Origin of the sequence: Mycobacterium sp. (genome assembly GCF_049281135.1) — a bacterium.
GTDB lineage: Bacteria > Actinomycetota > Actinomycetes > Mycobacteriales > Mycobacteriaceae > Mycobacterium.
This window is the reverse complement of the sequence record NZ_JBAPRN010000539.1, coordinates 1-10,588: the sequence shown is the minus strand read 5'-3', so window position 1 is coordinate 10,588 and position 10,588 is coordinate 1. Positions and strand designations below refer to the sequence as shown.

Below are 10,588 nucleotides of genomic sequence, written 5' to 3'. Positions count from 1 at the left end.
TGGCACCACTGCGTGTCGAGCCCGTTGATGCGAATAGCGCGCGCGGTGCGACCCCAGTCGAGTTCGTTCAACGCTTTGATCGCCTTTTCCCGCGACGTCTCTTTGTGAGCTGGGGCGACCGCGTCTTCGAGGTCCAGGAACACGAGATCGGCTCCCACAGTGGCGATCTTGTCGAACATGGTGTCATTGCTGGCGGGAATGGCCAGCTCCGAGCGACGTAGCAACGAGGTCATCGGTGAATCTCCTTCCGGTAGTTAGAGCACGCCTCTGGCGTGCAGGTTGTCGATTTCGGTGGGGGTCAGGCCGAGCAGGTCGCCATAGACCTCGGCGTTGTGTTCGCCGAGGCGCGGGCCGAGGTGATCGACTTGGCCGGTCGAGGCGGAGAAGCGCGGGACCGGTGCCTGCACCGTCATAGCGCCGAATTCGTCGTCGTCGACCTTCACGAACACTTCGCGATGCACTAACTGTTCGTCGGCCACCAGCTCGGTGATGTCGTAAACCGGTGCGGCGGCGACCTGTTCGGCGTCGAAGACGTCCATGGCCTGGGCCAAGGTTTTGGTGGCGACCCAGTCGGCGACAACCTGGTCGACCTCTTCCGCCCGCGCCAGCCGTCCTTGGGGGTCTGAGAAGTCGATATCGTCGGCGAGGTCGGGCCGCCCGATCGCACGGAACACCCGCAGCGCCAGCGCGGGGGAGCTGCCTGACATCGCCAGCCAGCGGCCGTCGAGGGTGCGGTAGGTGTTGCGCGGCGCCGAGATGTCCCACCGGTTGCCGGCCCGGGTTGGTACCAGGCCTAGCTGGTTGTAGCCCAGCAATGTCTGCTCCAGCAGCCGCGCAAGCGGGTCGATCAGGTTGATGTCGATCAATTGGCCGCGCGCGCCGTGCACGTCGCGATGGTAGAGCGCCATCATCACGGCATAGGCGGCGTTGAGCGAAGCGACGCCGTCGGCGAGCATGAACGGCGGCAAGGTCGGGGGCCCGTCGGCCTGACCGGTGATGTGAGCGAAGCCGCTCATCGCCTCGCCGAGCGTGCCGAAGCCGGGTCGCTCGCTCTTTGGCCCGGTCAGCCCGTAGCCGGTGATGTGCAACATCACGATTCGGTCGTTGACCGCGCTGAGCGACGCGTAGTCCAGGCCCCACCGCCGCAGTGTGTGCGGGCGGTTGTTCGCCACCACGACGTCGGCATGCTCAACCAGTTGGCGCAACAGGGCCTGGCCCTCGGGTACGCGCAGGTCCAGGGTGATCGAACGTTTGTTGCGCGACACCGACTTCCACATCAACCCGACACCGTCGCGTTGGTTGCCCCAGGTGCGGATAGGATCGCCGCCACTTGGCTGTTCGACCTTGATGACGTCGGCACCGAACTCGCCCAGATACGTTGCGGCCAAGGGGGCCGCGGCCAGCGTGGCGAGGTCGAGTACCCGTACACCGTCGAGCATCGCGGTCGACCTCGAATGCTCAGGCATGAGCGTGCGCGCGCGAGGCCGCCCACCGACTGCAGACCGGCCGGGCAAGCCCCAAGTGTTCACGCAGAGTGGCGCCCTCGTACGCGGTACGGAATAGTCCGCGCCGCTGCAACTCCGGCACGACCATCCGCACGACGTCTTCGAAGGCACCGGGCAGATGTGTTGCGGCGAGTACGAATCCGTCACAGGCGCCGCCGTGGAACCATTCCTCCATTTGGTCGGCAACCTGGGGTCCGGTCCCGACGAAGCGTGGGCCCTGCAGCAGGGTGGCGCGGTGGCCCACTAGGTCACGCAGCGTGACCGTGTCGCCGCCGATGTGGGTGCGCAGATTCTGCACCAGGCCCCGGATGCCCGACACCGAGGTGATCAGCTCATGGGTGACCGGGTCGTCGAGATCGTGTTGGGAGAAGTCATAATTCATCAGCTCGCTGAGCAACGTCAATGACGCCATCGGGTGCACCAGCTCGTCGAGCAACATCTGCTCGCGTTGCTTGGCGTGATCTTCGGATTCCCCGACTACGGCGTAGGCCATCGGGCACAGCTTGACCGATGCCGGATCGCGGCCTGCGTCTGCGATACGTTCCTTCTGGTCAGCGTAGTGATTGCGGGCTACTTCGATTCCCGGGTCGCCGGTGAAGATGAGATCGGCCCAGCGAGAGGCGAATTCACGCCCACGGCCCGACGAACCGGCTTGAATGATGACCGGGCGCCCCTGCGGGGTGCGTGGGACGGTCAGCGGCCCGCGCACGGAGAAGTACTCGCCCACGTGTCCGAGCTCGTGGACTTTGGCCGGATCGGCGTAGATGCCGTTGGCCCTATCGTGCAGGATGGCACCGTCTTCCCAGGTGTCCCAGAGACCGGCCACCGCGTCGAGGAATTCATCGGCCCGGTCGTAGCGTGCGTCGTGGCCCAGGTGCGCGTCGACGCCGAAGTTCTGCGCCTCGCTGTCATTGACAGACGTCACCACATTCCACGCCGCTCGCCCGCGGGAGAGGTGGTCCAGAGTCGCGAACGTGCGCGCGACATGAAATGGGGCGTAATAGGTGGTCGAGCACGTCGCGCCGAGCCCGATTCGCGATGTCGCCTGAGCTAGCACCCCCAAGACGACGCTGAGGTCGAGCTTCACCGGGCGGGCACCGAATCGGACAGCATCGGCGACTGAGTTGCCGTAAATGCCCGGCATCGCGAGTCGGTCGTCGAAGAAGACCAAGTCGAAACAGCCCTCCTCGAGCTGGCGTCCGATCTTCGCGTAATACGAGGCGTCGAGGTAGCGGTGTTCGGTGGCGGGGTGCCGCCACGAACCCGCGTACACCGACGTGCTGCCAGCCTGCATGAACGCCACTAGGGCCATCTGATCGCGCCGTTTGTCCATAGCTGAAGTCTAACATCTGATATTTCACATATCAAATGCTAAGTGTGACGCATCGGCTACGATGCAGGTCATGGCACCTCGCAACGTCGATGTCTCTGGAACCGTCCGCGAACGCGCGGCGCGCGAGCTTCGCGATCGCATCCTCACTGGCGCGTTGCCCGCCGGCACGCGCCTTGATCTGGACTCGATCACCGACGAGTTCTCCACCAGTCGCACCCCCGTCCGCGAGGCGCTGTTGGAGCTGTCATACGAGGGTCTCGTTCGTGTCGCTCCCCGCAGCGGTATCACCGTGATCGGCGTCAGCCCCGCCGATGTCATGGACAGCTTCACCATCCTCGCAGTGCTCAGCGGTCAGGCGGCAGCGTGGGCCGCGGAGCGGATCGACCCCGAGCGCCTTGAGCTGCTTGGCAAATTGGCCGCCGAGGTGCAGTTGCGCGCCGGCAAGGAGAGCATCGTGGACGCCAACTGGCGGTTCCACCAGGAACTGCACCGCGCCGCGCAGTCGCCCCGACTCCTCGCGCAACTCCGCCAAGCGGTGCGCGTCGTGCCCTCCAACTTCATGGCAGTGTTCCCCGAACAGGAGAACCACTCGCTCGACGACCACGACGAGCTGCTGTCGGCCCTCGCTGACCGCGACGCAACACGCGCGCGGGCCGTTGCCGAACGCCACGTGCTCGACGCGGGTCGCTCGCTCGCGGCCTGGCTCGACCACGCGTCGACTGCTTCGCCGGCCTCGTAACCATCACGGCCGCCCTAGTGCCTGGTGCGTCGTCGCAGACGTTGTCTTACAACGTCATCCGGAGCTGGACGTTTCAGACAAGCGAGACTCCACGAAACCGTCTGCAGCGAGATTGTGCGGCGACAGTTGAGCGCTGCGTGGTGCCCCACCTCTGACTTTTGACCCGAGCCTGGTCGTACGATATCATATCGTAAATGACCTTCGTGAGTTTGGCGGATCGGGCATGTGCGTGAAACGAATGACCGACAGCGACAACCAACCGCGTCGCACTAGGGTGTCAGCCGCCGGGGAAACCGGACGTCGCATGGCGGAAACGGCATGACGATGAACGAGCTCCGATTCGACGGCCGCGTCGCTGTGGTCACCGGGGCCGGACGCGGTGTCGGGCGTCAGTACGTGCAGCTCTTGGCGCAGCGCGGCGCCGCGGTGGTCGTCAACGATGTCGGCGTGGCGCCCGATGGTTCGGGTCCATCGGCAGTCCCGGCTGAGCAGCTCGCCGCCGAGATTACCGGCGCGGGAGGTTCGGCGGTCGCGGATACCCATTCGGTGGCTGACCAGGCAGGGGCCGAGGCGGTTATCGGCCGCGCGCTCCAGGAGTTCGGTCGCATCGACGTATTAATCCACAACGCCGGCATCGTCGAGGGAAGCTTCGAGCAACTGGCTGCCGTTAATCTCGGCGCTGCGTTCTGGCTCACTGAGGCGGCATGGGGGCACATGCAGGCCCAGCAGTACGGCCGCATTCTGCTAACGACTTCCAGCGCCGGACTGTTCGGCGCTTCGAACGGAGCGACCTATGGGCCGATCCAGTCCTACGGTGCGACGAAGATGGGCGCGTTCGGGTTGGGGCGATGCCTGGCTGTGCGTGGGCGCTCATACAACATCCGGGTGAATATGGTCTCACCACATGCCTACACGCGATTGGCCGCTGGGCTCCCACCCACTCCGCAGGCAAAGTTCATGGAAACGTACTCCAAACCTGAGTTGGTGGCCCCGGGCAGCGTGTTCCTCGTCCACGAGACATGCCCGGTGAGTGGGGAAGCGTTCGCGGTGGGCGCAGGGCGGATGGCCAGGATCTTTGTCGGGGAAACCGTTGGCTACGTGGACAGTGAGCTCACGGTCGAGAAGGTTGCGCAGAACTTCGCCCAGATATGCGACGAGGCCGACTATCACGTACCAGCTGATATGAGCGCGATCGTCGACATCTACCGGCGTGCGGTGGGGGCTGACTAGGCCACGGTCGGCGACCAGAACGTCAGGACAAACAACTCACCGGCGGTGCGGCTGTTCTCGATTGACACTTGACGCGCCTTCTCCCGATCACCCTTGGTGAAGGCGTCGATGAGTTCGACTTGCCAGCTTCTGGCCAAATCGCGCCACCCCGACACGTCAAGGCTGAAATCGGGGAAGTAGTGCAGCGTGTTTCGCAGGAGCACATTGAGCGTGGGTGACGCGGCCACCGAGTTGATCGCCGCGTGGAACCGCCGGTTCACTTCGGTCAAAACCTCGTGATCGCCAGACTTTTGGGCAGCGATGTAGTTCTTATGCTCCTGGCGCAGGGTGCCAATCAGCGCGTCGGACTTTTCGTCCCACGCCCGCGCAGCCAGCTCGCCGGCCAGGACGCCGTGAACCCAGTACACGTCGCGGATGCCGCGCCCGTTTACGGCGGTTACCTCGAACGACCGGCTAGCCGAGGCGGTGATCAGGCCTTCGGCGCCCAGGCGTAGCAGCGCTTCGCGGATGGGCATCGTGCTCACGCCAAGCATTTCGGCCAGATCGGCCTGCGTGACCCGCGTTCCCGGCGCGAGTTCACGTGAGAGGATCATGCTGCGCAGTTTTTCGCTTACTTGGTCGGTCATCGACTTGTGCGCGATCGGCGCGCTGATGGTGGTTTTGGGCTTTCCGGCCATTGCGACATCTTACATTGTATCGCCAAGCAGGTCAGATTCCTTCGGCGATTCGCGCACCTTCTGGGCCGCAACATCGCTCGCCCATTCGCCGCGAGCGGGCTTGCAGATGTACGATATGATATCGTCGCTTGATGGCGATCTCGGCCGATCTGACACAGACGGCCCGATTGAAGGAAGTGCGGTAATCGTCGATGGATGACACGGCCCATACTCCGTCCGGCATCCCCATCAAGCCCGTCTACGGGCGGGCGGACCTGCGCGACGAGCCGCCGGCGCCGGGCGCCTTCCCGTTCACCCGAGGTAACTTCGCGTCCGGCTATCGAGGCAAGACGTGGACGTTTCGGCAGTATTCAGGGTTTGGTACCGCCGAGGAATCCAACCGCCGCTACCGCTATCTGCTCGAGCAGGGCGGGACCGGGTTGTCGGTGGCACTGGATCTGCCGACGCAATGCGGGTATGACTCCGACGATCCCGAGGTCGGTGAGGAGGTAGGCCGCGTCGGCGTGGCGGTGGATACCTTGGCCGACGCCGAGATCCTGTTCGACGGCATCCCGCTGGACAAGATCAGCACCAGCATGACGATCAATGGGACGGCGGCGATTCTGTTGGCGTTCTATGTGGCCGCGGCCGAGCGCAAGGGGGTTCCGCGGGCCAAGCTCACTGGGACCATCCAGAACGACATTCTCAAGGAGTACGCGTCGCGGGGGACCTGGATCTGGCCGCCGGAGCCGTCGTTGCGGTTGATCGCTGACACCATTGAGTTTTGCGCGGCGGAGGTGCCGCGGTTCAATGCCATTTCGGTGGCCGGGGCGCATTTCCGTGACGCCGGGGCGAACGCGGCGCAGGAGATGGCGTTCACCCTGGCCGACGGTGTGACCTATTGCGACACCGTGGTGGAGCGGGGCCTGATGACGATCGACCAGTTCGCGCCGCAGATCTCGTTTTTCTTCTACACCCACGGGGACTTCTTCGAAGAGATCGCCAAATACCGTGCCGGGCGTCGGCGCTGGGCGACGATCGTGCGGGAACGCTACGGCGCGACGACAGACAAGGCCTCGATGTTTCGCTTCGGCTGCGTGTGTGGTGGGGCGTCGCTGTATGGGCCGCAGGCGCGCAACAATCTGGTGCGGGTGGCTTATGAGGCGATGGCGGCGGTGCTGGGTGGTGTGCAGTCGATGTTCACCGCGGCCTGGGACGAACCGTTCGCGCTGCCCTCCGAGGAGTCGGCGACGCTGGCGCTGCGCACCCAACAGATCCTGGCCTACGAAACCGGCGTCGCCAGCGTCGCCGATCCGCTGGGTGGCTCCTACTTCGTCGAAGCGCTGACCGACGCCACCGAAGCCCGCATCGTCGAGATCATGGATGACCTGGAGCGCCACGGCGGGATGGTCAGTGCGATCGAGGACGGCTATCTGCAGGGCCTGATCGCCGATGAAGCATACGGCGCGCACCAGGAGATCGAATCGGGCGCGCGTCCGATCGTCGGCGTCAACAAGTTTGTCTCCGATGAACCCCCTCCCGAGATCGTGACATACGAGCTCGATGCCGAGGGGCGCGACACCCAGCTGAAGCGGCTGTCTCAGGTGAAGGCCGAAAGGGATTCGGCCGCAGTGCAATCTAGTCTTGCGGCACTGTCGCGTGCCGCCGACGGATCCGACAATCTGATGCATAAGCTGATCGACTGCGCGAACGCGTATTGCACGGTCGGTGAAATGGTTTCCGCGCTCAAGGCCGAGTGGGGCGAGTTCCAGCAACCGGTGGTGTTCTAGATGGCCGTGCGGATTCTGGTTGCCAAGCCCGGCCTGGATGGACACGATCGCGGCGCCAAAATCGTCGCCCGCACCTTGCGCGACGCCGGCTTTGAGGTGATCTACACCGGTATCCGGCAGCGCATCGAAGACATCGCATCGATCGCCGTGCAGGAAGATGTGGCCGTCGTCGGCCTGAGCATCCTGTCCGGCGCCCACCTCGCGCTCACCAGGCGGGTGGTGGAGGCGTTGCAAGCGGCCGACGCGGGAGACATCGCCGTCGTCGTCGGCGGAACGATTCCGCACGCCGACGTCCCGAAATTGCTGTCGTCGGGGGCGGCTGCTGTGTTCCCCACCGGCACACCGCTCGACGCGCTGGTCAGCGAGGTCCGGGCGCTCACCGACGCCCCGGGAGGTGTGGAGCAATCGTGCGGTCCGGTGCAATGAAACTCCCGATCGCCTGGCCCACCCGGGAGCCGCGGTGACTTCTGCACCGCTGGCCGGGGTGCGCATCCTTGAGGTCGGGACCATGCTGGCCGGGCCGTTCGCCACCATGACACTGGCCGACCTGGGCGCGCGGGTGACCAAGATCGAGCCGCCGGGCGGGGACATCTCGCGCCAGGTGAGTGACTCGTACTTCGCGAGTTTGAATCGGGGCAAGCGCAGCATCTGCCTGGATCTGGCCTCTGCAGCCGGGCAGCACCGACTGGGTGAGCTTGTGGCCGAATCGCATGCGCTACTTGTGAATCTCAAGCCGTCCGCGATTCGTCGGTATGGTCTGACCTACGAGACGCTCCGCCGATACAACGATCGGATCGTGTGTGTGGCGCTGACCGGCTACGGTTTTGAAGCCGGAGATGATCCGGCGTTCGACTATGTCATTCAGGCCGCTACCGGTGTCGCGGCGCTGACGGGCGATCCGTCCGGGCCACCGATCCTGCCCGGCTACTCGTCGGCCGACAACTCGGCCGGACTGACCGCAGCGGTTGGCCTGCTGGCCCAGATCGTCTCGGGCCGCGGCGGCCAGATCGACGTATCGCTGCGCGATGTGATGCTCTCGCAGCTCAACTATCGGGCATCGGCGTGGCTCAACGACGGAATTGAGCCGCTCCGCCTTCCGCTGGGTGCCCACTCGTATTATGTTCCAGCCCAAATGTTCCCGACAGCCTCCGGCTACCTGGCGCTGTTCATCACCCACGACGGGTTTTGGAGACTATTCGCCGCGGAGGCGGGCATCGAGGGGTTTCCCACGATGTCCGAGCGCGCGGCGTGTCGCGACGAGGTCCTCACGGCGGTGACCGCGGTCCTGGCCTCCGACACCGCTGCCGGCTGGGAGTCGCGCCTGCGCCCGCTGGGGGTTCCGGCGGCGGCGGTTCGCACGCTACCGGAGGCGTTGGCTGCTACGCCGGAGGCCGTCGTACAAGCCGGTCGGTTTCGGTTGGTCCGCAGTCCCATCCAGGTTGCCGGCTACCAACCAACCTACGAGCCGCCGCCGCGGCTGGGCGAGCACGGTGGCTCGCCGGATCACGTCTAAGGAAAGGTGATGAGCCGGTTCGCCGCGGCGTAGGCGTCATTTCGACCGTCGGCGACCGATTCCGCCAGTGCGACCAGATCGGGATGTGCCTGCAATCGGGTGTGGGCCAGGCACAGAATCTGGGCGCGCGCCCGAGCGGTCCGGCGCGCGAAGCTGTCGGCGCGCTGGTGGCTGTCGATGGCGGCCACCAGATCGGTCACTCCATCGCCTTGGGCGGCAACAAGTTTGAGGATCGGTGCTTGGATCTCGGCTCGGAGATCCCGCACGGTCTGGTCGGCCCCATCACGGTCAGCTTTGTTGACGACGACGATGTCGGCGACCTCGAGCAGGCCGGCCTTGGCTGCTTGTACGGCGTCGCCCGTGCCGGGATTGAGCACAACAATGGTGGTGTCGGCGACGGCGGCGACTTCGATCTCGGACTGCCCGACTCCCACCGTTTCCAACAGGACCATGTCGTAGGCCAGCACGCCCAGCAGGCGGATGGCCGCTGGGATCGCGGCGGCCATTCCGCCCAGGTGGCCGCGGGTCGCCAGTGAGCGGATCAGCACATCGGGATCGTTGATGTGTGCCGACATTCGGATGCGGTCGCCGAGCAGCGCGCCACCGCTGTAGGGCGATGACGGGTCGACAGCCAGGACTGCTACGCGTCGGCCCTGCTGGCGGTACACCCCGATGATCGCCGCGGCAGTCGTGGACTTGCCTGCGCCAGGCGGCCCGGTCAGGCCGACCACTCGGGCCGGCGATGCGCCAACAGCCGCCAGCACTTCTTCTGGGCGACCGTTCTCGATAAGGCTGAGCAATCGCCCGGTCGCACGAGAAGATCCCTTCTGCGCGGCGTCGATGAGATCTGCGACATTCATCGCCCGGTGCCGCCGGTTGGGGTGCTCGATCGTCGAATCACTTGGTGCGCTTCATCACTCGGTCCGCCGCGTGCCAATGCTCGTCGGCGATCCAGAGCTTGGCAAATGCGGCGATCGCGTCGCCGGCGGAAACCCCGGCCAGCACCCGCTTGATTTCAGCCGCCGGCGCCACAGCCAGCGACCGGGCCACTGAACGCCACCTGTCCTCGAACGTTGACCGCGGTACGACCAGATCGACGAGCCCGACCCGTTGAGCTTCTGCTGCGTCGAGCACGGCACCGCTGCCCGCAAGCAGCAACGCCCTGCCTCGTCCAACCAGATCGGCGAGTCGTTCGGCGCCGCCCCAGGCGGGCATGATCGCCAGACTTACTTGATTAAAGCCGATCTTGATGTCGTCGGCGGCAATCCTGATGTCCGCGGCCACCGCGACCTCAGCCCCGCCGCCGAGCGCATGCCCGTTGAGTGCGGCGATGACGGGGCCGGGGAAATCGGCCAGCCGATCGCAGATCGAGCGCATCCGCGAGGCCATCGCAACGGCTTGACTCTCGGTCCTCAGCGCGCTGAGTTCCTTGAGGTCCCCACCCGATACGAAGGCCCGATCGCCGGCGCCGCGGATGACCAGGGCCAGCGCACCTTCGGCCGCGTCGATGGCCTTCTCGAGTTCGTCCATGGTATGCAGCGCGATGGCATTGCGTGCATGCGGGCGATCAATCGTGATGACCGCCAGCCCTTGATCCAGTTCGAGATCAACCATGGTTGGTTTTCGGCCGCTGCTCGCCTGTTTTCGCCAACACCATCAGATGGAGCATCTAGGCGACCACGCGGCTGAGAAAGTCGATCATCCGGGCATTGACATAGTCGGGCTTTTCCCATTGCGGCCAGTGACCGGCACCCTCAAGGAGGTGAACCTCCGCGTCGGGAATGGCGTCGATCGCGGGCTTGACAGCCTCGAAGCTCTTTCC

At 65.2% G+C, this 10,588-nt stretch carries 11 protein-coding genes; 5 read left to right on the top strand and 6 right to left on the bottom strand.

Annotated elements, in window-relative coordinates:
* From WAN02_RS21240 to WAN02_RS21230, 3 genes are all read right to left on the bottom strand, one after another.
* Nucleotides 1-233, bottom strand: a 233-nt coding sequence (locus WAN02_RS21240) for an aldolase/citrate lyase family protein (RefSeq protein ID WP_422266192.1), incomplete at its 3' end; no start/stop codon positions are given.
* 21 nt (nucleotides 234-254) lie between these two features.
* On the bottom strand, nucleotides 255-1,439 hold the full coding sequence (locus WAN02_RS21235; protein WP_422266191.1) for a CaiB/BaiF CoA transferase family protein: 1,185 nt from the start codon (nucleotides 1,437-1,439) through the stop codon (nucleotides 255-257).
* Nucleotides 1,440-1,458: 19 nt separating this feature from the next.
* A complete protein-coding gene (locus WAN02_RS21230; RefSeq protein ID WP_422266190.1) occupies nucleotides 1,459-2,838 on the bottom strand; it encodes an LLM class flavin-dependent oxidoreductase in 1,380 nt (459 codons plus the stop codon).
* 70 nt (nucleotides 2,839-2,908) lie between these two features.
* Between WAN02_RS21230 and WAN02_RS21225 the strand changes: the two genes are divergently transcribed.
* Together WAN02_RS21225 and WAN02_RS21220 are read left to right on the top strand one after the other, a co-directional pair.
* Nucleotides 2,909-3,577 carry a GntR family transcriptional regulator gene (locus WAN02_RS21225; protein WP_422266189.1) on the top strand — a complete coding sequence of 223 codons (669 nt, stop codon included), beginning with the start codon at nucleotides 2,909-2,911 and terminating at the stop codon, nucleotides 3,575-3,577.
* Between the two features lie 318 nt (nucleotides 3,578-3,895).
* The gene (locus WAN02_RS21220; protein ID WP_422266188.1) at nucleotides 3,896-4,807 is read left to right on the top strand and encodes an SDR family NAD(P)-dependent oxidoreductase; all 912 of its coding nucleotides are present in this window, start codon (nucleotides 3,896-3,898) and stop codon (nucleotides 4,805-4,807) included.
* On the opposite strand, the gene WAN02_RS21215 is transcribed toward WAN02_RS21220, so the two are convergent.
* Nucleotides 4,804-5,484, bottom strand: a complete 681-nt coding sequence (locus tag WAN02_RS21215; protein WP_422266187.1) for a GntR family transcriptional regulator — start codon at nucleotides 5,482-5,484, stop codon at nucleotides 4,804-4,806. The two genes, WAN02_RS21220 and WAN02_RS21215, sit on opposite strands and share 4 nt — an antisense overlap.
* 191 nt (nucleotides 5,485-5,675) lie before the next feature.
* Here WAN02_RS21215 and WAN02_RS21210 point away from each other — a divergent pair, with 191 nt between their 5' ends.
* The 3 genes from WAN02_RS21210 to WAN02_RS21200 are packed head-to-tail and all read left to right on the top strand — an operon-like array spanning nucleotide 5,676 to nucleotide 8,766.
* Nucleotides 5,676-7,253, top strand: a complete 1,578-nt coding sequence (locus tag WAN02_RS21210; RefSeq protein ID WP_422266186.1) for a methylmalonyl-CoA mutase family protein — start codon at nucleotides 5,676-5,678, stop codon at nucleotides 7,251-7,253.
* Complete coding sequence (locus WAN02_RS21205; protein ID WP_422266185.1) at nucleotides 7,254-7,679, top strand: cobalamin B12-binding domain-containing protein; 426 nt, start codon at nucleotides 7,254-7,256, stop codon at nucleotides 7,677-7,679.
* Nucleotides 7,680-7,713: 34 nt separating this feature from the next.
* Nucleotides 7,714-8,766 carry a CaiB/BaiF CoA transferase family protein gene (locus tag WAN02_RS21200; RefSeq protein WP_422266184.1) on the top strand — a complete coding sequence of 351 codons (1,053 nt, stop codon included), beginning with the start codon at nucleotides 7,714-7,716 and terminating at the stop codon, nucleotides 8,764-8,766.
* Here the strand turns inward: WAN02_RS21200 and WAN02_RS21195 are convergent.
* Together WAN02_RS21195 and WAN02_RS21190 are read right to left on the bottom strand one after the other, a co-directional pair.
* Nucleotides 8,763-9,626 (bottom strand): ArgK/MeaB family GTPase, encoded by an 864-nt coding sequence (locus WAN02_RS21195; protein ID WP_422266183.1) that lies wholly within the window; start codon nucleotides 9,624-9,626, stop codon nucleotides 8,763-8,765. The two genes, WAN02_RS21200 and WAN02_RS21195, sit on opposite strands and share 4 nt — an antisense overlap.
* 37 nt (nucleotides 9,627-9,663) lie before the next feature.
* On the bottom strand, nucleotides 9,664-10,380 hold the full coding sequence (locus WAN02_RS21190; protein WP_422266182.1) for an enoyl-CoA hydratase/isomerase family protein: 717 nt from the start codon (nucleotides 10,378-10,380) through the stop codon (nucleotides 9,664-9,666).
* Between the last annotated feature and the right edge of the window lie 208 nt (nucleotides 10,381-10,588).

Coding starts and splice junctions, on each gene's coding strand:
- WAN02_RS21230 (WP_422266190.1), bottom strand. CDS start 2,838: ATGGACAAACGGCGCGATCAGATGGCCCTAGTGGCGTTCATGCAGGCT.
- WAN02_RS21210 (WP_422266186.1), top strand. CDS start 5,676: ATGGATGACACGGCCCATACTCCGTCCGGCATCCCCATCAAGCCCGTC.
- WAN02_RS21225 (WP_422266189.1), top strand. CDS start 2,909: ATGGCACCTCGCAACGTCGATGTCTCTGGAACCGTCCGCGAACGCGCG.
- WAN02_RS21190 (WP_422266182.1), bottom strand. CDS start 10,380: ATGGTTGATCTCGAACTGGATCAAGGGCTGGCGGTCATCACGATTGAT.
- WAN02_RS21215 (WP_422266187.1), bottom strand. CDS start 5,484: ATGGCCGGAAAGCCCAAAACCACCATCAGCGCGCCGATCGCGCACAAG.
- WAN02_RS21220 (WP_422266188.1), top strand. CDS start 3,896: ATGACGATGAACGAGCTCCGATTCGACGGCCGCGTCGCTGTGGTCACC.
- WAN02_RS21205 (WP_422266185.1), top strand. CDS start 7,254: ATGGCCGTGCGGATTCTGGTTGCCAAGCCCGGCCTGGATGGACACGAT.
- WAN02_RS21235 (WP_422266191.1), bottom strand. CDS start 1,439: ATGCTCGACGGTGTACGGGTACTCGACCTCGCCACGCTGGCCGCGGCC.
- WAN02_RS21195 (WP_422266183.1), bottom strand. CDS start 9,626: ATGAATGTCGCAGATCTCATCGACGCCGCGCAGAAGGGATCTTCTCGT.